This window comes from Variovorax sp. YR750, assembly GCF_900109805.1.
Lineage (GTDB): Bacteria > Pseudomonadota > Gammaproteobacteria > Burkholderiales > Burkholderiaceae_C > Variovorax > Variovorax gossypii.
In genome coordinates, this window is record NZ_FOBJ01000001.1 from 412,064 (window position 1) to 436,384 (window position 24,321).

A 24,321-nucleotide genomic window follows, 5' to 3' on the forward strand; every position below is an offset into this window, starting at 1 on the left:
CCGAAAACCACGGAGACAAACCATGAGATCGACTGTCAATCGGCGATGCCGCATCGCCGCGCATTGCTTCGCCCTGACTTTGCTGGCCGCTGCCGCAACCGGCGCCTCCGCCCAGTCCGCGCCCGCCCCCGGCGCCAGCCCGCGCATCGACGCGATCCGCAAGGCGGGCGAGCTGCGCGTGGGCGTGCTGCAGAACGCGCCCTGGCTCATCGAGAACACCACCGGCCAGGGCGAGCCCTGGAGCGGCCCGGCCTGGCTGCTGGCCAACGAATACGCGAAGCAGTTGGGCGTGAAGCTGCGCACCGTGCCGGTCTCGCACGAGACCAAGGTGCCGGTGCTCGCGGCCAACCAGGTCGACATGACCATCAGCCCGCTGGGCGAGACGCCGGAGCGGCTGAAGGTGGTGGACTTCGTCATCTACTCCTCCACCAGCGTGTGCATGTTCGGCCGCGCCGACAACGCGAAGCTGGGCAAGGCGAGCTCGGTGGACGAGTTGAACCGGCCCGACGTGACCATCGCCTACTTCACCGGCGGCGCCGAAGAGGCCTGGGTGAAGCAGCGCTTTCCGCAGGCGAAGCTGCGCGCGGTCGCAAGCTCGGGCGCGACGGCCCCGGTCGAGGAAATCATGGCCCGCCGCGCCGATGCCGCGCCGATCAACCGCGTGCCCTGGGTCACGCTGCAGCACAAGGTCAAGGGCCTGGCCGTGCTGCCGAAGGAAAACAACTGCCAGTCGAGCACCGAGAAGGCCTCGCCCGTGGGCCTGGCGGTGGACAAGAACCAGCCCGCCTACCTGAACTGGCTTCGCGACGTCGCCAAGGCGCAGAAGGCGCGGCTCGATGCCGACGAGGCGCGCATCGTCGGCGGGCTCCAGTGAACGGCCGCGCCGCCCTGCACGAACACCAGCAACTCCGAAGGAAGACCGTCATGAAAATCGCTACTTTCCTGGCCCGCGGCGTTGTCGCCGCGACGCTCCTGGCCCTGGGCCCGGCGGCACTGGCCCAGACTCCGCCCGCGCCCGGCGCCAGCCCGCGCGTCGATGCCATCCGCAAGGCCGGCGTGCTGCGCGTGGGCGTGGTCAACAACCCGCCCTGGCTGGTGCAGAACACCAGCGGCGACGGCGAGGACTGGGCCGGCCCCTCGTGGCTGCTGGGCAAGGAGTTCGCCAAGCTGCTCGGCGTGAAGATGGTGCCCGTGGCGGTGAGCCACGAGACCAAGGTGCCGGCGCTGGTGGCCAACCAGATGGACATCATGATCGGCCCGCTGAACCAGACGGCCGAGCGCGCGAAGATCATCGACTTCGTGACCTTCTCCAGCACCGGCGTGTGCATGTTCGGCCGCGCCGACAACCCCAAGTTCACGAGCGCCAAGACGCTGGAGGACTTCAACAAGCCCGAGATCACCGTCGCGTACTTCTCCGGCGCCGGCGAGGAGCCGCTGGTGCGCCAGCAGTTCCCCAGGGCCAGGCTGCGCGGCGTGGCCAATTCGGGCTCGGTCGCGCCCATCGAGGAAGTGCTGGCCGGCCGCTCCGACGTGGCGCCGCTCAACCGCATGCTGTGGCCCAACATCAGCAAGAAGGTGAAGGGCCTTGCCGCGTTCCCGAAGGAGAACGACTGCCAGGACAGCAAGATCTTCGAGATCCAGGCCGGCATGGGCGTGGCCAAGGACCAGCAGGTGTACCTCGACTGGCTGCGCGCGGTGGCGCAGCGCATGCAGCCGGCGGTGACCGCCGAGGAACGCCGCATGACGCAGAACCTGAAGTAAGCCGGGCGCCCCCGCGAGGCGCACCGCATTTCCCCGACAGAGCCTTCCGGGCCGCCGCCATCGGCGCGCCCGCGGGCCGCCCTTTGCCCTTCATTTCATCGAGGTTCCCAACATGTTGAATTGCCAGATCCACGGAGCCCGCGACCTTCGCGTGGAAGACGCTCCCGTCGAGGTGCTGTCTCCCACGCAGGTGCGCGTCGGCATCAAGGCCGTGGGCATCTGCGGCTCCGACCTGCACTACTACCAGCACGGGCGCGTCGGCGACTTCCTGATCCGCGCTCCACTCACGCCGGGCCACGAGGCCTCGGGCCAGGTGCTGGAGGTGGGCTCGCAGGTGACGTCGGTGCGCGCGGGCGACCGCGTGGCGATCAACCCATCGCGCACCTGCGGCCAGTGCCGCTTCTGCCGCATGGGTGCCTCCAACCACTGCGAGAACGTGCATTTCTTCGGCAGCGCCAGCAAGTGGCCCCACATGCAGGGCGCGATGCGCGAGCAGGTGGTCGTCGAGGCGAGCCAGTGCGTGCCGGTGCCCGAGGGCCTGCCCTTCGAACTGGCCGCCTTCGGCGAGCCGCTGGCGGTGGCGTTGCACGCAGTGCAGGAGGCCGGCTCGCTACTGGGCAAGACGGTGATGGTGGTCGGCGCGGGGCCCATCGGCGCGCTGATCCTCATGGCCGCGAAGCTGGCGGGCGCGAGCCGGCTCATCGCGGTCGATATCGTCGACCAGACGCTCGCGGCCTGCACCCGCGTGGGCGCCACGCAGACCATCAACGTGGCGAAGGACCCGGCAGCACTCGAGGCCCTGGCCGAGGGCAAGGGCCAGGTCGACGCGAGCTTCGAGGTCTCGGGCAACTATGCCGGGCTGGCCAACTGCATCCGCCTCACGCGCCCGCGCGGCACCATCGTGCAGGTGGGCACGCTGAGCGGAAACAGCGAAGCCTGCCCCTTCAACCAGATCATGGTGAAGAGCCTTTCCTTCGTGGGCAGCTTCCGCTTCGTCGACGAATACGCGTGGGCGGTCGACTACCTCAGCCGCGGCGTGCTCGACGTATCGCCGCTGCTGACCGAGGCGGTGCCCGTGGCCCGCGTGCACGACGCCTTCGCGCTGGCGGCCGACCGGCAGCGCGCGATGAAGGTGATGGTCACGTTCTGACGATGGCCGCGCCCTTCCCTTCCAACTGACGGAGCCTCCTCGCATGGACTTCGATTTCTCCCCCATCGTGGACAACTGGCGCTTCTTCGCCAGCGGCCTGGGCATGACGGTGCTGCTGAGCATCGTCAGCGCGGTCACGAGCCTGCTCGCGGGCCTGGCGATCGCGCTGCTGCGGCTGTACGGCCCGCGCTGGCTGCGGCCGCTGCTGGTGTTCTACATCGACTCGATGCGCGCCATTCCGGTGCTGGTGGTACTGATCTGGATCTACTTCGCGTTCCCGATCATCGCGGACGTGACCTTCCCGCCCTTCTGGGCGGCGCTGGTCGCGCTCACGCTGCACATCGCGGCCTACGCGGCGGAAGTGATCCGCGCCGGCATCGAGTCGATCCGACCGGGCCAGACGCGCGCCGCGCTGGCGCTGGGCATGTCGCGCGCGCAGATCCTGCGCAAGGTGCTGCTGCCGCAGGCCATCGTGCGGATGCTGCCGGCCTTCGGCTCGATCCTCACGATCGCCATCAAGGACACGGCCATCGCCACCGTGATCGCGGTGCCCGAGCTGATGCACCGCGCCGAGACCGTGGCCGGCCAGAGCTACCGGCCGGTGGAGGTGTTCACCGCGGTGATGGTCGCCTACTTCTGCATCCTGTTCCCCGTGACGCGGGGCGTGGACCGGCTCTACCGCCGCTTCGCGCACCTCGGCCGCTCCTAGACGAAGGACCCCGACATGAATTTCGACTGGTCCGTGATCTGGACGCACCGCGCCGCGCTGCTCGAAGGCGCCGCGCTCACGGTGGGCCTGACGATCGTCACCATGCTGCTGGCGGTGCCGGGCGGCATCGTGCTCGCCCTGATGCGCCTGTCGTCCAACAGGCTGCTGCAGTCCGTCTCGCTCGCGTTCGTGGAGTTCTTCCGCAACCTGCCGCTGATCCTGGTCATCTACTGGGCCTTCTACGTGATGCCCATGGCCTTCGACGTGCAGTTCTCTCCTATCACCACCGCGCTGGTGGCGCTGGTGCTGAACATCGCGGCCTACAACGCCGAGACCTTCCGCGCCGGCATCAACTCGATCCGCAAGGGGCAGATGGAAGCGGCGCTCGCCATGGGCATGTCGCGGCGGCAGGCGATGTTCAAGGTGGTGATCCCGCAGGCGGCGCGCCGCATCCTGCCGGTGATCGCGAGCACCTGGATCTCGCTGTTCAAGGACACCTCGCTGGTCTCGGTCATCGCCGTCGGCGAGCTGGCCTACACCTCGATGCAGATCCGCGCGCAGACCTTCCGCGTGCTGGAAATGCTCACCGCCATGGCCGCCATCTACTGGCTCATGGGCTATCCCCAGGCAAAGCTGGTGGACTGGATTCACCGCAAGTACGGAGTCAAGGAATGAACGCAATCGCCCCAACCGCATCCCTCTCGCCCGCGCGCAAGAACGCCGACCAGCCGCCGGTGCTGGTGTACGAGAACGTCCGCAAGATGTACGGCGACTTCGTGGCGCTGCGCGGCGTGTCGCTGCAGGTACACAAGGGCGAGGTGATGTGCCTGATCGGGCCTTCGGGCTCGGGCAAGTCCACCCTGCTGCGCTGCACGAACGCGCTGGAAAGCATCGACGGCGGCCGCGTGCTGGTCGACGGCGTGCCGTTGCCCGCCCAGGAATCGCAGGTGCGCAAGGTCCGCCAACGCATGGGCATGGTGTTCCAGAGCTTCGAGCTGTTCCCGCACAAGTCGGCGCTGGACAACGTGGCCATGGGCCCGGTCACCGTGCTGGGCATGCCCGAGGACAAGGCCCGTGCCCGCGCGATGGTGCTGCTGGAGAAGGTGGGCCTGGCCAACAAGGCCGGCAACTTCCCGGCCAACCTCTCGGGCGGCCAGCAGCAGCGCGTGGCCATCGCACGCGCGCTGGCGATGGAGCCCGAGGTGATGCTGTTCGACGAGCCCACTTCGGCACTCGACCCCGAGACCGTCGGCGAAGTGCTCAGCGTGATGCAGAAGCTCGCGCAGGAGGGCATGACCATGATCGTCGTGACCCACGAGATGGGCTTCGCGAAGCGCGTGGCCGACTGGGTGGTGGTGTTCGAGGCCGGCGCCATCATCGAACAGGGCCCGCCGCAGCAGATCTTCGAAAACCCGACCGTGGAGCGCACGCGCGACTTCCTCGGCCATCTCGGCTGGAACGGCTGAGCACCCTTCTTCCCCCAACAAGACACACGCACAACAGGCACGCAATGAAAATCACCAACGCACGCGTCATCGTCTGCAGCCCCGGGCGCAACTTCGTCACCCTGAAGATCGAGACCGACGAGGGCCTCACCGGCATCGGCGACGCCACGCTGAACGGACGCGAACTGTCCGTGGCCGCCTACCTCACGGAGCACGTCATTCCCTGCCTGATCGGCCGCGACGCGCACCAGATCGAGGACATCTGGCAGTACCTCTACAAGGGCGCCTACTGGCGCCGCGGCCCGGTGACCATGACCGCCATCGCCGCGGTCGACACGGCGCTGTGGGACATCAAGGCCAAGGCCGCCAACCTGCCGCTGTACCAGCTGCTCGGCGGCAAGAGCCGCACCGGCGTGATGGTGTACGGCCACGCCAACGGCCGCGACATCGAGCAGACCGTGGAAGAAGTGCTGCGCTACAAGGAAGAAGGCTATCTGGCGATCCGCGCGCAGAGCGGCGTGCCGGGCCTGGAGAAGGTCTACGGCGTGGGCCGCGGCACCATGTTCTACGAGCCGGCCGACGCCGACCTGCCCAGCGAGCACGACTGGTCGACCGCCAAGTACCTGGAGCACACGCCGAAGCTGTTCGACGCGGTGCGCAGCGCGGTCGGCCCCGACATCCACCTGCTGCACGACGTTCACCACCGCCTGACGCCCATCGAGGCCGGACGGCTGGGCAAGGCGCTGGAGCCCTTCAACCTGTTCTGGATGGAAGACGCCACGCCGGCCGAGAACCAGGAATCCTTCAGGCTGATCCGCCAGCACACGACCACGCCGCTGGCCGTGGGCGAGATCTTCAACAGCATCTGGGACTGCAAGGACCTGATCGAGAACCAGCTGATCGACTACATCCGCACCACGGTGGTCCACGCCGGCGGCATCACGCAGCTGCGGCGCATCGCCGACCTGGCATCGCTCTACCAGGTGCGCACCGGCTGCCACGGCGCGACCGATCTTTCGCCGGCCTGCATGGGCGCGGCGCTGCACTTCGACATGTGGGTGCCCAACTTCGGCATCCAGGAGTACATGCGCCACACGGAAGAGACCGATGCGGTGTTCCCGCACGCCTACAGCTTTGCCGACGGCATGCTGCACCCGGGCGAGGCACCGGGCCACGGCGTGGACATCGACGAGAAGCTCGCCGCAAAGTATCCGTACAAGCGCGCCTACCTGCCGGTGAACCGGCAGCAGCACGACGGCACGCTCTGGAACTGGTGAGCGGAGAACACGACGCCATGAAGCGCCTGCATCCCGACGCCCTGCCCCACCTGCCCGCGGACGTTGCGAGGCCGCGCTACGCGCGCGGCGAGCTGCGCGCCGGCATCGTCCACCTGGGCGTGGGCGCCTTCCACCGCGCGCACCTCGCCGTCGTCAACGAGGCCGCGCTGCACGCCAGCGGCGACCTGCGCTGGGGCACGGTCGGCGTCTCGCTGCGTGCGGCCGACACGCGCGACGCGCTGCAGCCGCAAGGCGGCCTCTACACACTGGCCCTGCGCGATGCGGCCGACGACGGCAGCCCGCGCGAGACGCTTCAGGTGGTGGGCAACCTGCTCGACGTGCTCGTCGCGCCCGAAGACCCGCGGGCCGTGCTCGAACGCATCGCCCATCCGGACACGCGCATCGTCGGCCTCACGATCACCGAGAAGGGCTACCACCACGACCCGGCCACCGGCGCATTGCGGCTGGACGACGCCGGCATCGCTCACGACTTGGCGAACCCGCAAGCGCCGCGCACCATGCCCGGCTTCGTGGTGCACGCGCTGAACCTGCGCCGCCAGCGCGAGTTGCCGCCGGTCACGCTGCTGTCGTGCGACAACCTGCCCGCCAACGGCGACACGCTGCGCGGCATCGTGCTGGCGTTCGCAAGGCAGGTCGACCCGGCGTTGCACGACTGGATCGACACGCACTGCACCTTTCCCAACTCGATGGTCGACCGCATCGTGCCGCGCACCACCGACGCCGACCGGGAGCGCATCTCGGCACGGCTGGGCGAGGAAGACGCATGGCCGGTGGTCGGAGAGCCCTTTCTCGAATGGGTGGTGGAAGACCGCTTCGCCAACGGCCGGCCCGACTGGACCGCAGGCGGAGCCCGCTTCGTCGAGCATGCCGAGCCTTTCGAGCGGCTGAAGCTGCGCATGGTGAACGGCAGCCATTCGGCGCTGGCGTACCTGGGCGCGATGGCCGGGCTGCGCACGGTGGACCGCGCGGTGGCCGTGCCCGAACTGCGCGGCTACATCGACGCGCTGATGCGCGAGGAGATCGCGCCCACGCTGCCGGCGATGCAAGGGCTGGACCTCGACGGCTATCGTGCGCGGCTGCTGCAGCGCTTTTCGAACCCCGCCCTGCAGCACCAGACGAAGCAGATCGCGATGGACGGCTCGCAGAAGCTGCCGCAGCGCCTGCTGGGCACGGTGCGCGACCGGCTCGCGGCCGGGCAGCCGATCGAACGGTTGGCGTTGGCCGTGGCCGCATGGATCCATTACCTTCGTGGCGCCGACGAGACCGGCGCCTCGCACGACATCCAGGATCCGCTGGCCGCCGCCCTGGCAGAACGGCTGGCGCAGGCCGGCGCGGCGTCGTCCTCGGTGCACGAGCGGGTTGCCTTCTTCACCGGCTTTGCCCCGGTGTTCGGCGAGCTCGGCGGTGTGCCCGCCTTTGTCTACGCGGTGGCCCGGCATCTCGCGATGCTGGAGGAGCGCGGCGTGATCGCGGCGCTCGAGGCGGCCGCGTGACGTGAATCAGGGCGTGGCGAGCACCATCGTCCAGTAGAACGGATAGGCGTTGGCCGAGGTGCCGCGCACGCATGCCAGGGCCACGTGCTTGTAGCTCGCGCCCATCAGGTTGCGGCAGTGGCCTTCGCTCAGTTGCCAGGAGTTCATGGCGGACGCCACGCTGGTCTGGCCCGCCGCGATGTTCTCGGCGACGCCCGACCATGCGTAGCCCGCGTCGGTGACGCGCACGCCCACGGTGCTGCCGTCCGAGCCGGTGTGGTCGAAGAAATTCTTCGCGACCATGTCGTTCGACTGGCGCGCGGCCGCGGTGTCGAGCCTGGGGTTCCAAGAGAGAGGCGCTGCGGCCGGGAATTGCGTGGTTCCGCAGGTGCGGGCTTCGCTTCGGAACTGGTTGACGCGAGTGATCGTGTCCTGCGCGAAGTCCGGCAGGCTGCAGCTCTCGAGAGCGGTGAGCGCAGATGCGGGAGCCGGTGCCGGAGCGGCCGCAGGGGCCGGTGCAGGGGCAGGCGCGGGTGCGGCCGGTACGCCCAGGCCCAGAGGCACTCCTCCACCGCCCCCACCTCCTCCACCGCCGCACGATGCGAGCAGCAATGTGGCGAGGACGCTGGTGGCGGTGGCTGTGTGTCTCAGGTTCATTCGTTTCTTGTCGCGATCAGGGAAAGCCGGCAGTGCAAGGGTTTCAGAGAAGGCGCGTTCATCGCGCGGAGCGCGATCGGCTGCGCCGCTCCAGCTTCGCCGCCAGTTCGGCCGAGGAAAGTCCGCGCGGAGCGGAGCGGATCGCCTCGTAGCGATAGACGCGAAAGCCGTCCTTCTGGATGAAGCTGAGCGGCTCCCAGCCGCGGGCCAGTGCGCAGTCGGTGATCTGCGCCATCTGCACGCCCAGGTAGTCCTGCAGGCTGTCGGCCACCGCGAGTTCGAATTTCTTCAGTTCGCGGTCCAGTGATTCGATCGCCGCGATGGCCGCCTCGACGGTGGTGAAGGGGCGCACGTGCGTCACGTGCCTGCCGTGCGAGTGGGAGCGTTCCGGCACGGAGCTTTCCGGGCCGAAGTCCACGCTGGCCCCGCCCTCCATGCCGTTGAGGCCGCCAATCGAGCTCATTGCGCTCATCGCGCTCATTTCAGTCATTGCGTTCATGCCATGAACCCCATGTCGCGCAGGTAGGTGATGCCACTGGGCGCGGTGATGTTGTTGAAATTCTTCAGGTTGGGCAGGATGCCGTTGAGGTCGGAGTCGGGCACGCCGAACCACTTGGCCAGCGTTGCGGCGTACTGGTCGACGGAGGTGGTGGGCAGCAGCCGGCCCTGGCCGACGTGCCACTGGTCGTCGTCGGCGGAGGTGTTGCCCACGCTCACCGGCGGCGGCGTGCCGTAGAAGGCATTGCCCTTCACGGCATTGGCGCCGCCGACCACGAAGTGATGGCTGCCCCAGCCGTGGTCGGAGCCGTTGCCGTTGCTCGAAAGCGTGCGGCCGAAGTCGGAGGCGGTGAAGGCCGTGACCTTGTCGGCGATCTGGAGGTCTTCCATCTGCTTCTGGAAGGCGACCATGGCGTCGGACAGGCGCTGCATCAGCGGGCCCTGCTTGGTGTCGAGGTCGTCGTGCAGGTCGTAGCCGCCCATGGAGACGAAGAACACCTGGCGCTTCACGCCCAGCGACGCGCGCCCGCGGATCAGGCGAGCCACCATCTTGAGCTGGGCGGCCAGGTTGTTGTTGGTGGTGGGGAAACTGACGCTCGTGACATCGGACTGGATGGCGGAGGTGATCTTTCCTTCCGCCTCCACCGCGCGCAGCGTGACCTTGTTGTATTCGTTCTCCAGAGTGTGGCCGCGCGCCTGCTGCGCGATCTGCTGCATGGCGGCCTTGACCGCCGATGAGCCGTAGACGCTGCCGGTGGCGGGACTCACGCTGTTGATGCGCACCGCCCCGCCCGTGCCGACCTGGTATTGCAGCGCCTCATCGCCCGAAAGGAACACCGCGTTGCCCGCCACCGAGATGCAGGTGAAAAGCGATGCGTTGCGCTGCCCGTTCAGCATCAGGTCGCCGAGGTTGCCGCCCCAGCCGATGGTGGAACCCTCGGGCGAGGACGACTGCCAGATCGACTGCTGGTCGTTGTGCGAGAACAGCTTGGGCGGGATCGGAAAGTCCTTGCGGTTCGTGCCGTTGAACTGCGCGCGCGTGAGCGGCTTGACGAGCGGGCCGACGTTGAGCTGCACGGCCATCTTGCCTTGGTCGAACAGCGTCGTGAGTCCGCTCATGGCCGGGTTCAGCGCGTACTTGCGACCGTTGGCGAGCGAGACGGCGGGCTTCAGCTCAGTACCCGCGAGAGACGCGTATGGCAGCGAGATGGCGCCGCGGATGGTGCTGTACTTCGTGTAGCTGTCGGTGTCGAAGTTGACGAGGGTGTTGGCGTAATCGTTGCCGCCGAACAGGAAGACGCAGACCAGCGCCTTGTAGTCGTCGCCCGGCGCAGCCTGCGCGGCAGCCTCGCCCATGGCGGCGAGGTTGAGTGCGAACGGCAGCGCGGTGCCGGCCATCGCGAGTTGGCCCGAGCGGCGCAGGAAGGCGCGGCGCGTGTGGCGGGCAGGATCGATCAGGTGCATGTTCGGTTCGCTCCGGCTGCTTTCTTCATTTCTGCACGAGGTATTCGGGCGAGCCCATCACCAGCAGCACGCCGGCGCAGATCAGGTCGAGCCTGCGGGCGTCGGTGGCGGGGTTCACCAGCGGCGCCTTGCTCAGCGCATCGGTGATCAGCGCGACCGTGGCGGCCGAGAGCTGGTTGCCCGTGAGCAGCAGGTTGAGCCGGCGCACCAGCGCGGCGGGGTCGGTCACCAGCGTCTTCTCGGCTGTATAGGTCGCGATCACGTCCTTGCTGTCGAAGCCGTTCTGCAGCTTGCCTTGCAGGAAGTTCAGATAGCCGCCCACGCTGGTCTCGTTCACCAGCTGGAACTCGGGCGCCACCATCTTGTTGCTGGCGATGGCGGTCGAGGGCGGCACGTAGCCGGGACGGAAGAAGTTGAACACCGAGGGCGAGCGCAGCGGGCACTGGCCGAGATACAGGCTTGGATCGGAGGTGTTGCCGATATTCCAGTTGTCCGACGTCGAACTGATGCCGAAGGTGCGACCCCATTGCACGAGCCGCAGCATGGGCTCGCGCAGGTGGCCGAAGTTCGGGTCGGAAAGACCAGCGGGGCCACGCGCCTCGTCGTCGAGCAGCACCGCCGCGAACACGCTCTTCATGTCGCCGCGCACGCCAGCGCCGTTGTTGGCGAAGATGCCAGCCACGCGCTTCACGTAGGCGGGGCTGGGGTTACTGGTGACCAGCCGCTGGATCAGCTGCCGGCTGATGAACGGGCCGACGTTCGGGTGGTTGAAGAGCGTATCGAGCGCGATCTTCAGCGCCGCCGGGCCGGGCGTGCCGGCGGGCACGCTGGCGCCGAGGAAGCGCGCCTCCAGCATCGAGTGGTTGGAGGCCTTGTAGGCCATGGGGCGCGTGGTCCAGGCGTTGGTCTCGATCGTGTAGCTGGCCCCTGGCGGAGTGAAGGCATTGCGCTCCGCCGAACGGATGTCGAGGTCGTAGCCGGTGAAGACGCGCGCGAGATTGGTCACGTCGTTCTGCACGTAGGTCTCGATGGGCTGACCATCGGCGCCGGTCTTCACCGTGCCGTCGCTCTCGAGCTGGTACAGGCCGATGGTCATGAGCTGCATGACTTCGCGCGCATAGTTCTCGTCGGGCTGGCGGCCGGAGGCGTCTTCCTTCCTGTTGTCGCGGGTGTTGAGGTAGAAGCCCATCGCCGGGTTCAGCGTCACGTCTTCCAGCAGCTGGCGGAAGTTGCTCGTGACGCCGTTGGCGAGCATGTCCCAGTACTGAGCCATCATGGCCGTAGGCCAGCTCGAGCCGATCTCGGTGCCCGAAACCACAAAGATCTCGCTGAGCGCCAGCGCCATGCGCTTGCGCAGCGGGTCGGCCGCGGTCATGAGCTGGCGCCAGATCATGGCGTCGGTATCGACTTTCTCGTACCCCTTGCTATTGACCCACTCCCAGGCCGAAGGTTGGCGCGCCGCACCGAACTGCTCGCTGAGCCACGGCATGTAGCCCTTGGCGCGCACGGCGGCGATCTCGGCGTCCGAGGCGGAGAACTGGGCCTGCAGCAGGAAGCGGGCGGCCTCGGCGTCGTTCTGCGCCTGGGGATAGTGATAGGGACCGGTGTCGGGCGTCGTGCCCGGACCGGGGTTGGAACCGGGCAGGCCGCCGATCGGAAAGCCAACGCCTGCGGAGCCACCGCCACCCCCGCCTCCACCGCATGCGGCCAGTGCCGCCGCCATGGAGAACGCAGCCGCGACCTTCAGGGGCCGCGAGCCGTCCTGAATTGCCCTGTGCTCGCCTGTTGCCGCTGTCTCCGCGACGTACACCACCTCGTCGGCCGGTCTTGCGCGCTCGGCCTCCAACTGTTCCAGCATGATCCTCGCTCCTGCGGCGTATCGACGCCTGTTGGAGGGATCAAGGCAAGCGGCATGCCCCTGCGGAAAACAACCGGACGGGTGTCCAAAACTGGCGAGGTCGCCACAAAAATGTGTGCCAATGTGACTTTTTAGTCACTCCTTGAAACAAAATTGGCATGCCAGAGGGCATGCCAATGCTTCAGCAAACATTCAGGCGACAGTGTCAATCGCGCTCATCGTCCCAGCCGTTCGGCGGGCGATAGGGATAGCCGGGGCCGTAGTAGATGCGACCGGGCGGCGGGGTGTAGATCGGAGCCGGACGGTAATACACCGGAGGCGGCGGCCGGTAGTAGACCGGCGGCGGCGGTTCGTAATAGATGGGAGCCGGATACGGGTAGACCGGCGGAGGCGCGTAGTACGGTGCCGGATAGCCGCCGACCACGTAGCCGGGGGTGCCGATCTGCACCGACCAGCTTCCGCGCGCATTTGCGGCTCCAGCAGCCAGCAACGCGCCGGCGATGACGGCACCGACGGTCGCCCACTTGAAAACAGAAGATTGAGGTTTGAGGTTCACGGTGGCTCCAGGGCCAAGGGCGGACACGCCCGGGTGGATACGCAACGCCGGATGCATCTTCGCGGTGCACCCGATTGCATGCAAGCATGGTAGCCAAACGTCACCGCGGCGAGCGGTGACAGCGCCGTGTTCAGCGCGCGATCTCGCGGCGCGACAGCATCACGTCGCCGCTGGTGGTGTTGAAGGCGATGGTCGGCGCGCTGTAGTCGCTCAGCGGAGCGCCCAGGCCGATTTCGCCGCGGCCGTGCAGCACGCACTCTTCGCGCCGCAGGGCGATCTCGGTGCTCGGCCCGTCGTTGCCGTGGAAGCGCACCCAGGTGCCGTAGGTGCTGACGTCGATCAGCACGCAGCTGCCCTGCCGCAGTTCGATGCGCGCATGAAGCCGCGAGACGCGGGGGTCGTTGACCACGAACTGCGCGTCGTCGACGCGGCCCAGGTGGATCGGGAGCTCCTCCGTACGGAACATCGAGCGGACATCGAGCCACGCCAGCTCGATCTGGCCGAACGAGGAGTCGGGCATGCGCAAGGGAGCCAGCGCAGCGGGCACGGTGAGGAATGTCGTCACGTCCTCCTGCCAGTCGATCCGGTGCACGACCGACATCTCGCTGCGCCCGCGGATGTTGATGAGGCCGAGGTCGCGATGCTGCACCGAGCCTTCACGCAATTGGGAGATGACCGCGGCGGTCACCCAGATCTGGCCCGGGCCGGCCAGGTCGCTCAGCCGCGAGGCCAGGTTGACGGCATCGCCGTAGCAATCGCCCTCGACCTCGACCACCTCGCCGCTGGCCACGCCGATCTGCAGCGCCATGCGCAAGGGTGCCGGCCACGCGAGCAGCCGCTTCTGGTGATAGCGCTGCAACTCGATGACCGCATGCGTCGCCGCCGCGCCGCTGGTGAAGATGGCGAACACGCCATCGCCGAGCGACTTCACCACCCGGCCACCATGCGCCTGGCACACGCCGCCGATCCACTGCGTCAGCCGGGTCACGGTCTCGGTGGCACGCGCATTTCCCATGGCCTCGAAGACCCTCGTGCTCCCCGTCAAGTCCGCGAATACGACTGTGGAATTGACACCCATACTCTTGTGATTCTCGATTTCTATCGCTGGTTGTAAATGCCCGTGGGCTCCCTGCATTTCCACGCAGGCAGTTCTCCTGGCACATGTACGTTCACGCGCCGGAGAGGAAACCTGCTTGTCCTTCGCCTTCGATAAATAAAACTATCGGATCGGGATATGTATACGCCACCTGTGAATGAACAGATGCAAAAGGTTCATTCCACTCAAGGCTTGTAGTACTTTGGAAAACAAAATTCAATGACTAGTGAAAACGATAAGTAAAGCGTGTTGTTTACAAACAAGAAACATCGTTTCGGATCTTGTGGAATGGTTAACTGAGGCTTAAGGTAGCGGCCGTTCCCGCTTCCGGCAATACGCTTTCCGTTCCCCCCATGCTCTTGCGCCGCTTTCTTCGTCTGCTGAACGTACCCGGCTTCGGATCCCGCCAGGCGACGGAGAGCCAGCTCGGTCGTATCCGTACTGCGATGTTGTCGGTGCTCCAGGGTCATGGCGGCCACTCGGTCCAGCGCGTCAGTCAGCGCGTGCGTTTCGCCGCCGACGTCGAAGCACTCTGGTACCTGCGGCAGGACGTGATGATGGCGTTGAGCGCCATCGACGGCGAGACCGCCGCCCGTCGGCAAATGAAAGCCATCAACAGCATGTTCAAAGGCGGATTGCCCGGTTCGATGGGGCCTCGGGCGCACCAGCGCTTTACCCAAAGCAAATGAAACAACGACGGCCCTTTCGGGGCCGTTTTCATTTTTAACGTTTTATTTTCTTTGTGTCTTGATCAATGGGCGTGATGATGGTCATGTCCATGGTGATCGTCATGCGCGGATGCGTGTCGGTGGCCCCAAACGAGAAAAATATCACGCCCTTCCGCCGCCATCGATACCTTGGTGCCCACCGGCAATAGCACCTTCGTCTGCACGTGGCCGAACGGCAAGCCCGCGAGCACGGGGATCTTGAGCGACGAACGCAGCCGGTCGATCACCGTGTTCAGACCGAACCCGCGGTCATAGCCCGGCACGCTGCGGATGCCGGTGAACTGGCCGAACACGATCGCGCGCTGGCGCGCCAGCACGCCGGCCATCCTCAGCTGGTCGAGCATTCGTTCGATGCGGTACGGATGCTCGTTGACGTCCTCGATGAAGAGCACGCCCTTCTCCACCACCGGGAAATACGGCGTACCAAGCAGGCTGCTGAGCACGCAGAGATTGCCGCCCCACAGCACCGCGTCCTGCACGGGCTTGAACTTCAGGTCGATGTCGCGCGCCGGCATGCGCCAGCCGGTGCCTTCACCCTGCCCTGTGACGAGATCGTCGAAGCACGCTTCCATGATGTCGTCAGGGCCGCCTTCGGCACCGAAGTCCTCGCCGACCGCGGGGCCCGACCAGGTCACGGCGCCGGTCTTGGTCAGCAGCGCGTTCTGCAGCGCGGTGAAGTCGCTGCAGCCGACGAACTCGGTGCCCTTCTCGATCGCCTTGGTCAGCGCCTTGTACGGAATGGCGTCGAGGATGCGCGTGAGCCCGTAGCCGCCGCGCGCGATGAGAGCCACGTCGGCGCCGCTGGCGGCGGCGCGCGAGATCGCGGCGAGCCGCGTGGCGTCGTCGCCCGCGAAGCGCTGGTGCACCGAGAGTGCCGCATCGTCGACTTCGACTTCATGGCCCAGCGCCTTGAGCCGCTTCACGCCGCGCCGGAAAGCGGCCTTGTCGCGGACCGCGCTGGAGGGGGAGTAGATGTAGATGTGTTTGGTCACGCGGTCGAGTATCCCATTGCGTTTCGCACTTGCGGCACGAACGTTCGAGCCTGCTCGGGCGACGGTCCCGAAGAAGTCGCTACGGGCCCGAGCGCACGCAGAGCTGCTTCGTAGCCACGATCGGGGAACGGCGCGCGCCATGCATCGCCGATGCGTTCACGCCCTTCCGGCGCGACAAGCGCGGCGGCAAAACGCTCAGGGGCTGCAGCCATCAGCAACGCGGCAAGTCCGGAGCCTGCGTCGCTGTGCACGAGCGCCATCGGCGTCGAGCCGGGTTGCACGCGGTCCAGCCATTCGAGCAGCACGTCGCGATGCCACTCGAGGCGATGCGACGCCTCGCGCTTGGGCTTGTCGCTCCTGCCGAAGCCGATCAGGTCGGGCACCAATGTGCGCACACCGGGCAGGCCCACGAGATGCCGGAAGAAGTAGCCCCACTCGCCGGGCCCGTGCAGGCACAGGCAGCAGGCGGCGCCCGTCCCATCGCCCTCCCCGCGTTCGTCGATGTAGTGCATGCGCCAGCCATGCTGGCTCGGAAGGTCCTGCACGTAGTGCGGCGCGAAGCCATAGCCGGACAGCGCATCGAAGCGCTCGTTCGGCGTGCGCAGCGCGTCGTCGCGCAACGGCTCGGCCTGAGCGCGCGCAACGCTGCGACGTTGCTGGAAGAATGCCTGCAGCACCGCGGCGCACTCCTGCGCCAGCACCCCACCCTGCACCTGCGTGTGGTGATTCAGCCGCGGCTCGGCGAAGAGATCGAGCACCGAGCCGGCCGCACCGGTCTTCGGATCGGCCGCGCCGTACACCACGCGCGCGAGACGCGAATGCAGCATCGCCCCGGAGCACATCGCGCACGGCTCGAGCGTGACGAACAGCTCGCAGCCGTCGAGCCGGTAGTTGCCGAGCGCCGCCGCGCCGGCGCGCAGCGCATTGATCTCGGCATGCGCGCTCGGATCATGCTGAGCCACGGGCGTATTGCGGCCCGACGCGATCAACCGGCCGTCCTTCACCAGCACCGCTCCCACCGGCACCTCGCCCGCCTCGGCGGCAAGCCGCGCCTCGGCGAGCGCAAGCGCCATCCAGTGCGCATCGTCGTGCGTCACGGGTGACGGGATCGGCTCAGTTGTCATCGGGCATCTGCCGCGTCTTCACGGCTGCGTCCAGCGCTTCCTTGACCTGTTGCTGAACCTGCTGCGCCTGGTCGCGCACGTTCACGGGCGCGTCACCGGCGGCCGGCGCGGCCACGCCGGGCACAGCCGGCCGCGCGGAGGAAGCCGCGCTCGTCATCTGCTTTTTCGCGAGCAGGCCGACGATCACCAGCGCCAGTACGAGACCGACCAGGCCGAGTCCGCGCATCTCAGCGGCCCCCCGCCACCGGAGTCTCGGCGGTCATGCCCAGGCGGTCCATCCATACGGCAAGTGCCTGTTCGTCCTGCGTGCCTGCGCTGTAGACCGCGTGCATCGCTGCGTGCGACTCGCGCCGGTGCTGGTTGAGCTTGATCTTGCATTGCAGCGCCGTCACGCGCAGCTCGAAGCCCACGATGCCGGCGAGCATCTTGAGCTGGAACTCCTCGCCCAGGTCGCGCCACTGCTGCGCGTAGGCGGGTTCGTGGTCGTGGATCAGCTTCTTGAGCAGTGCGTCCTTGTCGGCCGGCTCCTCGATCAGCCGAGCCTCCACGGTGCAGTGCACCGCCAGGTAGTTCCAGGTCGGCACGCGGGCCAGGTCGGGATAGACGGAGGGCGAGAGGTACGAATGCGGTCCGAGGAAGGTGACCGCCGCCCGGGGCCGGGCCTGCAGATAGCGCCAGTGCGGGTTGGGCTTGGCGCAATGTCCCCACAGCACCAGTTCGTCGCCCGCGCGTTGTTCGGCCACCAGCGGCAGGTGCGTGACGTACGGCAGTCCGTCGTCGTCGTTCGAGATCAGGCTCGCGAACGGGTGCGAGCGCATCAGCTCCAGCGCGATGGCCGGATCCTTGGCATTGAACTGCGGGGGCATGTACATGGGGCTTATTCCTCGTGGAACCTCGTGGCAAGGCCCCATTCTCCCCGAGCCGCCTACTTTGCGCGCGGCGTCTCCAGCAGCTTCACCATCGCGGTGTAGCCGCGCGCCTTCGCCAGTTGCAGCGGCGTGTTGCCCTGACGATCCGTCAGCTTGAGGCTGGCACCGGCGTCGACCAAGGCGGCCAGCGTGCGCTGGTGGCGCGGCCCGCCGTCGCCCAGCACGATGGACTCGATCACCGCCGTCCAGTGCAGGTTGTTGACGTGGTCGAGTGGCGCGCCCGCGGCGATCAGCCTGCGCACCACTTCGTCGTGTCCGAGATGGGCCGCCGCGATGAGCGCGGTGCCGTCGTAGCGGCTCGTGGTCTGCCCGGGCTTCGCTCCGAGCGACAGCAGCACCGAGAGCGTCGCGGCGTCGTCCGCCACCGAGGCGATGGTGATGGCGTCGTAGCGGTCGTCCTCCAGCAGGTCGAGGTCCGCGCCGGCCTTGGCCAGCAGCTTGATCGCATCGCGCTGCCGCGCGAACGTGGCAACGTGCAGCGGCGTGCGGCCCCGCGCGTCGCGCGCATCGAGATTCGCGCCCGAGGCGACAAGCGCCTTCAGCTTCTGCAGGTCGCCATGCCATGCGGCCTGGTGCAGCCCGTCGAAGGCCAGCACCTCGGCCGCCAGCGGCGGCACCTGGGCGAGCGCGCCCAGCGGCACGCCCAGCCCGAGCGCGACCGCCAGCACACCCGGCCAGATACCGCGCGCCTTCATCAGAGCAGGCCCTTGACCTTCTCGAGCGCCGCGTTGGCGCACTGCTCGTCGAGGTGGCCGCCGGGCGCGCCGCCCACGCCGACCGCGCCGATTACTTCATTGCCCGACTTGACCGGCACGCCGCCGCCCAGCAGCAGGAAGCCCGGCAGGTACACCAGGTTCGCCGCGCCCGGGTTCTTCTGCGCGCCTTCCATCATGGCCTGCGTGGGGCTCTTGGCCGAAGCCGAGGTCCAGGCCTTGCGCTCGCTCGATGCCAGCGTGTGAGGGCCGGCGTTGTCGGCGCGCTGCACGGCACGCACGGTGCCGGCGCGGTCGACCACGGTGGCGGCCACGTTGTAGCCGTTGGCCGCGCAGGCCGCCACGGCTTCGGCCGCGATCTGGTTGGCCAGCGCGAGAGACATGTTCTTTTCGGTACGCACTGCCGGTGCGGGCGTCTGGGCCTGGGCGACGGAAGCGGCGAGCAGGACGGCGAGGCTGCCGAGGCGAACGATGGTTTGCATTGTTTGGTTTCTCCAGTGGATTCGGGTAGTTGCGCCGGCTGTTGCCGACGGCTGCGCCACTGTAGAAAACACGGCCCGCGACGGCCATTCGTACGGCTACGCCCGCCGCTCCGTAGTTCTACGGAGCGCCGTCGTCCACCAGCACGGCATAGCGCCGGATCAGCTGCGCGAGCGAATCGCAGTCGAGCTTGGCGAACAGGTTCGCACGGTGCGTCTCGACCGTGCGCGGCGACAGCGCCAGCGTTCGCGCGATCTCCTTGTTGGTCAGCCCCTGCACGATGAAGGCGAGCACCTCGCGCTCCCGCTCCGACAGCTGCGACACCCTCTCGCGCGCGGCGTTGTCGGCCTGCGAGCGCTCGCGCGAGCGCACGTGCTGGCGCACCGCCTGCTGCAGCGCCTCGAGCAGTTGCTCGTCGTCCACCGGCTTCTCGAGGAACTCGGCCGCGCCGGCCTTGAAGGCGCGGCGGCACATCTCGACGGTGCCGTGGCCCGTCAGCATGATCACCGGCTGGTCGACGCCCTGCGCCACCAGCCGGTCGAGCACCGTGAGCCCGCTGATGCCGGGCATGCGCACGTCGAGCACGATGGCGCCGACGCTCGCGCGGTCGAAGCCGTCGATGAAGGCCTGCGGGTCAGCCCAGGCCTGCACGCGCAGGCCGACGGTGCCGATCAGCAGCGAGAGGCTGTCGCGCACCGCCTGGTCGTCGTCGATCAGGTGGATCAGCGGCGATTGCGGCTGATGGGTGTTCGGAATGCTCATGAAGACGACGCGACGAGTGGCAGCAGCAAGGTGAAGCGCGCACCGCGCGGCGATGCATTGGCCGCGCTCAGGCTGCCGCCCATGCCGCCGGCCAGCGTTTCGCTGAGGCTCAGGCCGAGGCCCAGCCCGCCTTCGCGCGTGCTGAAGAAGGGTTCGAAAAGGCGCGGCAGTGCTTCAGGGGCGATGCCGCGCCCGTTGTCGGTCACGGTCAGCACGCCCTCCTGCCCGTTGCGGCCGACCGAAACGACAAGGCGCCGCTCGGCCGCAGGCACGAGGTCGAGCGCCTGCAGCGCGTTCATCAGCAGGTTGTGCACGATCTGCTCGAGCGCCACCGCCTCCGCTTGCACGCGCACAGGGGCCTGCGCCGTGGCATCGAACTGCGCGGCGACGTCGTGCTTCGCGAACTCGGGCGCGAGCAGGTGCATGGCACTGCGCACGACCTCCTGCAGCACAAGAGGCCGGGTCTCGCCGCCGGCTTCGGGCCGCTCGATCACGCGGCGCAGGCGCCCCACCACGCCGGCCGCGCGGCGAGCCTGCTCGACCGCCTGCCCCATCGCGTCGCGTGCGGTGACCAGGTCGGGCGGCTCGTCGTCGAGCAGGCGGCGGGCGGCCTGGGCGTTGGCAAGCACCGCCGTCAGCGGCTGGTTGAGTTCGTGCGCGAGGCCTGCCGACAGTTCGCCCAGCGCATTGAGCCTGGCGACCTGCCCGAGCCGCAACAGCTCCTCGGCCCGCCGCCGCGCCACGCGCTGGCGCTGCGCGGCCCACAGGCCCGCCAGCAGCACCGCCATGGCCAGCGCCCAGCCGGCAATGGCGCGCCACGGCAGCTCGCCCCAGCCCACCTGCCGCTCGGCCACGAGATCGAAAGGCTGGCTCGGCGAGGCCAGTGCCTTGCTCAGGGCGAAACGCCATCCGGTCTCCGGGCTCGTGGACAGAACACCGGGTTGCAGCACCAGCTGCTGCCCGTCTCGCTGCAGGCTCAGCCGCACGGGGCTGCGCTGCGGGTTCATCGGCCAGTCGCGCCATGGCACGGAGCCGGCGAGGTCGATGTCGAGCGCGTAGCTGAACGGCGTGGCGCCGATCACCAGGACGTAGCGGCCATGGGCCAGGTCGAGCGTTGCCAGCTCGGCGCGCTGCAGGCTGCGCGAACGCGCCTCGGCCGCTGCCAGCACGGCGGCCTGCAAGCTGTCGGGCCAGGGCTCGTCGCGCTCGCGGCGCTGCACGCGCAGGATCGACGAATACACCGAGGGCAGGCGCTGCTCGGGATGGTCCGCGCCGGTGCTGGGCTCCAGCAGCGCGAGCGTGGCCAGCACGGCGTCGTACTGCACCATCTGCTGGCTCATGAGGCGGTGCGCGATGCGCACGTCGGTCTCGAAGTCCTGGTGCATCCGCGCCAGCTCCGAGCGCGCGAGCCACACCGCGCCCACGGCGGTGAGCGCCAGCCATGCCAGCCACCAACCGCCTTGCGAACGCAACCACTGTTTCATGGCGCGGATTGTGCCCGGCGCCGCGACGCCGCCCGGTTGACCGAAAATGCGGCACCAGACATGGCCGACACACAGGACTCCCTTTTCCCCGATCTCCCGCGCCCCGAGGACGCATCCGCGGCAGCATCTCCGTTCGCCAAGGCGCAGGCCGCCGAACCTTCCGCGAAGAAGAAGCCGCGCACCGCGACAGTCGAGCCAGCGCCGACGAATCCGGAACTGGTCGAGCTGGCCGCCGCGCTGCCTCCCAACCTGCGGCTGGGTACATCGTCGTGGAGCTACCCCGGCTGGGCCAATCTGGTGTGGGACGGCGAATACGCCGAGACGGTGCTGTCGAAGAACGGGCTTTCCGCGCTCGCGAAGCATCCTCTGTTCCGCACCGTGAGCGTGGACCGCAACTTCTACCGCGCCCTCACCGCCAGCCAGTACGCGCGCTACGCATCCATGGTGCCCGACGACTTCCGCTTCATGGTGAAGGCGCCGAGCCTCGTGACCGACGCCACCGTGCGCGACGAAAGCGGCCGGGGCATGCAGGCCAACCCGGTGTTCCTCAGCAGCGAGATCGCTCGGCAGGAATTCGTGCTGCCCGCAATGGAAGGGCTCGGCCATCGCATCGGCGTGCTGGTGTTCCAGCTGAGCCCGATCCCGGGGCACATCCTGGCCGACCAGCCCGCCCTGCTCGCGCGCATCGCGGCAATGCTCGAATCGCTGCCCGACATCAGGTCGACGGCGCCCGATGCGGTGATCGCCGTCGAGGTGCGCGACCCGCAACTGCTCAACCCTGCCTTCGCCGAGATGCTGCGCAGCGTGGGCGCCACCTTCTGCATGGGCCTGCACGCCAAGATGCCGCCCATCGAAGACCAGCTGCCGATGCTGCGGGCGCTGTGGCCGGGGCCGCTGGTGTGCCGCTGGAACCTGCACCGGCGCCACGGCCGTTTCGGCTACGAAGACGCCGAGAAGCTCTACGGCCCCTTCGACAAGATCGTGGACCCCGATCCGGAAACGCGCGCGGCGCTCGCCAAGGTGATCGCCGGCACCACCCGCGCGGGACAGAACGCCTTCGTCACCGTGAGCAACAACGCCGAGGGCTGCGCGCCGCTGACGATCGCGCAGCTCGCGCGAGACATCCTCGAACTGGTGCCGCGCTAGCCGATGTTCTGCTTCGCCGCGACCGTCATCTCGACCTCGACGGTCGCGTTCTTCGGCAGCGCATAGACGCCGACCGCCGTGCGCACATGCACGCCGACGTCGCCGAACACGCGATGCAGCAGGTCGGAGGCAGCATCGGCCACTTCGCTCTGCTGCGTGAAATCGGCCGTGCACTGCACGAACACGCCGACGCGCAGCACTTTCTCCACCGCGTCGAGCGAGCCGAGCGCACGCCGCAGCAGCGCGAGGCTGCGCAGGGCACAGATCTGCGCGCCTTCGCGCGCCTTGTCGAGCGACACAGCGTCGCCCACGCGGCCGGTGACCACCACCGTGGTGCCCACGCGCGGCACCTGCCCGCTCAGGTAGATGGTGCGGCCGTCGCGCACCAGCGGCACGTAGTGGCCGCCGGCGATGATCTCGCCGTCGAAGCTGTGGCCCAGTTCCGCCGCAATCTGGTCGGCGATCTGGTCCCGGGTCTTTTCTGCTGCTGTCGTCATGTCGTTTCCGTGAAAGTGAGAGCCATTGTCGTCAGCTGTTCCGCATCGAAACAGATACAGAAGGCGTCGATGCGAGGCAGAACAGCTCAAGCCGCCGAAAGGCCCGATGCGACGTCGGGCCACCGGCCCAGCACTTCATGCACGCCCTCGCCCACGTGGCTGTCGATCAGCACCAGAGAAGCCGCGGTCCATCGGACGGGTTCTTCCAGCGCGTGCTTCTCGAGCTTGCGGCGCGCATAAGCCACCGTCATGTGCGGCGTGAACGAGCGCGGAGGCTTCAGGCCCGCGTCGGCCAGTGCCTCGCCCAGGCGCTGCCTGAAGGCCTTCAGCGCCGAGACGCCTTCGTCATCGTCGGCGCACAGCACGAGCGCGCCCTTGGTGTAGCTCATGGCCTTCCCGAAGACGATGTCGAACGTGGGCGGCACCACCGACGCCGCGGCCTTGGAGGCCAGTGCGACCTTGTCGGCGGGCACGCTCGGATATCCGCCGAGGTCGAACAGCGTGACATGCAGGCGATGCGCGTCGACCAGCGTTCCTTTCAGTGCGTGCTGCGAATTCATGCGCTCGCCGAGCGCGGCGATCGATGCCGCGTCGTGCGAGGCGGGAACGATGGCGAAGAAGAGAGAGTGTTCGAGCGCGGGTGCCACACGAGGCGCCTTGCTCCGGGGACGTGGCAAAGGTTTCGGCGGAGGCTCGATACCTGGAAGAAGAAGCTGTTCTGACATGTCTCGATCATCGCCCATCGATCGGGCTCTTCATCTGCTCTTCAGCAAGCGTCAAGCAGCCCTTCAGGCTGGCTTTCGAGAATCGTTTCACGAGGGTGGCACCGCAATGCGCAGCCACCTGTCGGATCGATCTCAACCATCCAACCAGGAACTTCATCTTGACGAAAACGCAAGCCTGCACAGCCCTTGCAGCAGCCCTTCTGCTCGGCACCATCTCCACGGCCTCGAGCGCCGCCGGCCCGAACCAGGACACCGGAATCTACGTGGGCGGCGCAATCGGCCGCTCGAGCTACAGCCTCTCGTCTTCCAACCGCGTGCCCGTGCCGTGGGGCGGCCAGAAGAGCAGCAAGGCCGGCACGGCCTACAAGCTGTACGGCGGCTATCGCTTCACCGAAACCTTCGGCGTGGAAGCAGGCTATGCACGCCTCGGCCGCGTGAGCCAGTGGAGCTCGAACGGCGCCTACTCGCGCCTGCAGGCCGGCACCGGCCAGGTCTTTTACGCGGCGGCCACCGCCCGCCTGCCGCTGGGCGAATCGTTTGCCCTCAACGGCCGCCTCGGCGTCGCACGCGGGCGCGTCTCCGGCGACAACAACTGGGCGTTGCCCAGCCAGCGCATCTCGGGCAGCTCGACCGGCATGATGGTCGGCTTGGGCGCGGAGTACCGCGTGACGCAGAACCTGTCGATCACTGCGGACTACGACTACTTCGGCAAGCTGTCGAAGCAGGCGAAGGGCGGGATGGTGACTGTGGGCTTGAAGGCGAGCTTCTGAGCGTCGC

27 protein-coding genes are annotated in these 24,321 nt (G+C 67.9%); 11 read left to right on the forward strand and 16 right to left on the reverse strand.

Annotation, left to right across the window (positions count from 1 at the left end; all coding sequences use genetic code 11):
• Positions 1–22: 22 nt before the first annotated feature.
• The 8 genes from BMY35_RS01790 to BMY35_RS01825 all read left to right on the forward strand — a co-directional run bounded on the left by BMY35_RS01790 (position 23) and on the right by BMY35_RS01825 (position 7,856).
• Positions 23–874 (forward strand): substrate-binding periplasmic protein, encoded by an 852-nt coding sequence (locus tag BMY35_RS01790; protein ID WP_093195273.1) that lies wholly within the window; start codon positions 23–25, stop codon positions 872–874.
• A 50-nt stretch (positions 875–924) separates the two neighbouring features.
• Positions 925–1,761: a substrate-binding periplasmic protein gene (locus BMY35_RS01795; RefSeq protein WP_093195274.1), complete on the forward strand. Its 837-nt coding sequence runs from the start codon at positions 925–927 to the stop codon at positions 1,759–1,761.
• Between the two features lie 112 nt (positions 1,762–1,873).
• On the forward strand, positions 1,874–2,911 hold the full coding sequence (locus BMY35_RS01800) for an L-idonate 5-dehydrogenase (protein ID WP_093195275.1): 1,038 nt from the start codon (positions 1,874–1,876) through the stop codon (positions 2,909–2,911).
• A 43-nt stretch (positions 2,912–2,954) separates the two neighbouring features.
• Complete coding sequence (locus tag BMY35_RS01805; RefSeq protein ID WP_093195276.1) at positions 2,955–3,620, forward strand: amino acid ABC transporter permease; 666 nt, start codon at positions 2,955–2,957, stop codon at positions 3,618–3,620.
• 15 nt (positions 3,621–3,635) lie between these two features.
• Positions 3,636–4,295, forward strand: a complete 660-nt coding sequence (locus tag BMY35_RS01810) for an amino acid ABC transporter permease (protein ID WP_093195277.1) — start codon at positions 3,636–3,638, stop codon at positions 4,293–4,295.
• Complete coding sequence (locus BMY35_RS01815) at positions 4,292–5,086, forward strand: amino acid ABC transporter ATP-binding protein (RefSeq protein WP_093195278.1); 795 nt, start codon at positions 4,292–4,294, stop codon at positions 5,084–5,086. Before BMY35_RS01810 ends, BMY35_RS01815 begins: the two co-directional genes overlap by 4 nt.
• Positions 5,087–5,130: 44 nt before the next feature.
• The gene (manD, locus tag BMY35_RS01820; protein ID WP_093195279.1) at positions 5,131–6,342 is read left to right on the forward strand and encodes a D-mannonate dehydratase ManD; all 1,212 of its coding nucleotides are present in this window, start codon (positions 5,131–5,133) and stop codon (positions 6,340–6,342) included.
• A 17-nt stretch (positions 6,343–6,359) separates the two neighbouring features.
• Positions 6,360–7,856: a mannitol dehydrogenase family protein gene (locus BMY35_RS01825; RefSeq protein WP_093195280.1), complete on the forward strand. Its 1,497-nt coding sequence runs from the start codon at positions 6,360–6,362 to the stop codon at positions 7,854–7,856.
• A gap of 6 nt (positions 7,857–7,862) precedes the next feature.
• On the opposite strand, the gene BMY35_RS01830 is transcribed toward BMY35_RS01825, so the two are convergent.
• From BMY35_RS01830 to BMY35_RS01855, 6 genes are all read right to left on the reverse strand, one after another.
• A complete protein-coding gene (locus tag BMY35_RS01830) occupies positions 7,863–8,492 on the reverse strand; it encodes a CAP domain-containing protein (RefSeq protein WP_093195281.1) in 630 nt (209 codons plus the stop codon).
• A 58-nt stretch (positions 8,493–8,550) separates the two neighbouring features.
• A complete protein-coding gene (locus tag BMY35_RS01835) occupies positions 8,551–8,964 on the reverse strand; it encodes a Tm-1-like ATP-binding domain-containing protein (protein ID WP_256228009.1) in 414 nt (137 codons plus the stop codon).
• Between the two features lie 23 nt (positions 8,965–8,987).
• Positions 8,988–10,454, reverse strand: a complete 1,467-nt coding sequence (locus BMY35_RS01840) for a DUF1501 domain-containing protein (protein ID WP_093195282.1) — start codon at positions 10,452–10,454, stop codon at positions 8,988–8,990.
• A 25-nt stretch (positions 10,455–10,479) separates the two neighbouring features.
• Positions 10,480–12,312, reverse strand: a complete 1,833-nt coding sequence (locus tag BMY35_RS01845) for a DUF1800 domain-containing protein (protein ID WP_093195283.1) — start codon at positions 12,310–12,312, stop codon at positions 10,480–10,482.
• 205 nt (positions 12,313–12,517) lie between these two features.
• Positions 12,518–12,868 carry a hypothetical protein gene (locus tag BMY35_RS01850; protein WP_093195284.1) on the reverse strand — a complete coding sequence of 117 codons (351 nt, stop codon included), beginning with the start codon at positions 12,866–12,868 and terminating at the stop codon, positions 12,518–12,520.
• Positions 12,869–12,998: 130 nt separating this feature from the next.
• Positions 12,999–13,946: an adenylate/guanylate cyclase domain-containing protein gene (locus tag BMY35_RS01855; protein WP_093195285.1), complete on the reverse strand. Its 948-nt coding sequence runs from the start codon at positions 13,944–13,946 to the stop codon at positions 12,999–13,001.
• Between the two features lie 371 nt (positions 13,947–14,317).
• Here BMY35_RS01855 and BMY35_RS01860 point away from each other — a divergent pair, with 371 nt between their 5' ends.
• Positions 14,318–14,653, forward strand: a complete 336-nt coding sequence (locus BMY35_RS01860) for a hypothetical protein (RefSeq protein WP_093195286.1) — start codon at positions 14,318–14,320, stop codon at positions 14,651–14,653.
• 62 nt (positions 14,654–14,715) lie between these two features.
• On the opposite strand, the gene BMY35_RS01865 is transcribed toward BMY35_RS01860, so the two are convergent.
• The 8 genes from BMY35_RS01865 to BMY35_RS01900 all read right to left on the reverse strand — a co-directional run bounded on the left by BMY35_RS01865 (position 14,716) and on the right by BMY35_RS01900 (position 21,176).
• Positions 14,716–15,684: an LD-carboxypeptidase gene (locus BMY35_RS01865; RefSeq protein WP_093195287.1), complete on the reverse strand. Its 969-nt coding sequence runs from the start codon at positions 15,682–15,684 to the stop codon at positions 14,716–14,718.
• Complete coding sequence (gene tadA / locus BMY35_RS01870) at positions 15,681–16,808, reverse strand: tRNA adenosine(34) deaminase TadA (RefSeq protein WP_093195288.1); 1,128 nt, start codon at positions 16,806–16,808, stop codon at positions 15,681–15,683. Before tadA ends, BMY35_RS01865 begins: the two co-directional genes overlap by 4 nt.
• Positions 16,798–17,034: a hypothetical protein gene (locus BMY35_RS01875; protein ID WP_093195289.1), complete on the reverse strand. Its 237-nt coding sequence runs from the start codon at positions 17,032–17,034 to the stop codon at positions 16,798–16,800. The genes tadA and BMY35_RS01875 overlap by 11 nt, the downstream gene beginning before the upstream one ends.
• A gap of 1 nt (position 17,035) precedes the next feature.
• Positions 17,036–17,680, reverse strand: a complete 645-nt coding sequence (locus BMY35_RS01880) for an FMN-binding negative transcriptional regulator (RefSeq protein ID WP_093195290.1) — start codon at positions 17,678–17,680, stop codon at positions 17,036–17,038.
• A gap of 53 nt (positions 17,681–17,733) precedes the next feature.
• Positions 17,734–18,432, reverse strand: a complete 699-nt coding sequence (locus BMY35_RS01885) for an ankyrin repeat domain-containing protein (RefSeq protein ID WP_093195291.1) — start codon at positions 18,430–18,432, stop codon at positions 17,734–17,736.
• The gene (locus BMY35_RS01890; protein WP_093195292.1) at positions 18,432–18,932 is read right to left on the reverse strand and encodes a GlcG/HbpS family heme-binding protein; all 501 of its coding nucleotides are present in this window, start codon (positions 18,930–18,932) and stop codon (positions 18,432–18,434) included. The genes BMY35_RS01885 and BMY35_RS01890 overlap by 1 nt, the downstream gene beginning before the upstream one ends.
• Positions 18,933–19,050: 118 nt before the next feature.
• Entirely contained in the window at positions 19,051–19,692 is a 642-nt protein-coding gene (locus BMY35_RS01895) for a response regulator transcription factor (RefSeq protein ID WP_093195293.1), read from the reverse strand.
• Positions 19,689–21,176, reverse strand: a complete 1,488-nt coding sequence (locus BMY35_RS01900; RefSeq protein WP_093195294.1) for a sensor histidine kinase — start codon at positions 21,174–21,176, stop codon at positions 19,689–19,691. The genes BMY35_RS01895 and BMY35_RS01900 overlap by 4 nt, the downstream gene beginning before the upstream one ends.
• Before the next feature lie 60 nt (positions 21,177–21,236).
• On the opposite strand from BMY35_RS01900, the gene BMY35_RS01905 reads away from it, so the two are divergent.
• Positions 21,237–22,322: a DUF72 domain-containing protein gene (locus tag BMY35_RS01905; RefSeq protein ID WP_093195295.1), complete on the forward strand. Its 1,086-nt coding sequence runs from the start codon at positions 21,237–21,239 to the stop codon at positions 22,320–22,322.
• On the opposite strand, the gene BMY35_RS01910 is transcribed toward BMY35_RS01905, so the two are convergent.
• Together BMY35_RS01910 and BMY35_RS01915 are read right to left on the reverse strand one after the other, a co-directional pair.
• Positions 22,319–22,819: a RidA family protein gene (locus BMY35_RS01910; RefSeq protein ID WP_093195296.1), complete on the reverse strand. Its 501-nt coding sequence runs from the start codon at positions 22,817–22,819 to the stop codon at positions 22,319–22,321. The genes BMY35_RS01905 and BMY35_RS01910 overlap by 4 nt on opposite strands.
• An 86-nt stretch (positions 22,820–22,905) precedes the next feature.
• The gene (locus BMY35_RS01915) at positions 22,906–23,466 is read right to left on the reverse strand and encodes a 2'-5' RNA ligase family protein (RefSeq protein WP_256228021.1); all 561 of its coding nucleotides are present in this window, start codon (positions 23,464–23,466) and stop codon (positions 22,906–22,908) included.
• 236 nt (positions 23,467–23,702) lie between these two features.
• Here BMY35_RS01915 and BMY35_RS01920 point away from each other — a divergent pair, with 236 nt between their 5' ends.
• Positions 23,703–24,314, forward strand: coding sequence for a porin family protein (locus tag BMY35_RS01920; protein WP_177213556.1), 612 nt, complete (start codon positions 23,703–23,705; stop codon positions 24,312–24,314).
• Positions 24,315–24,321: the final 7 nt, after the last annotated feature.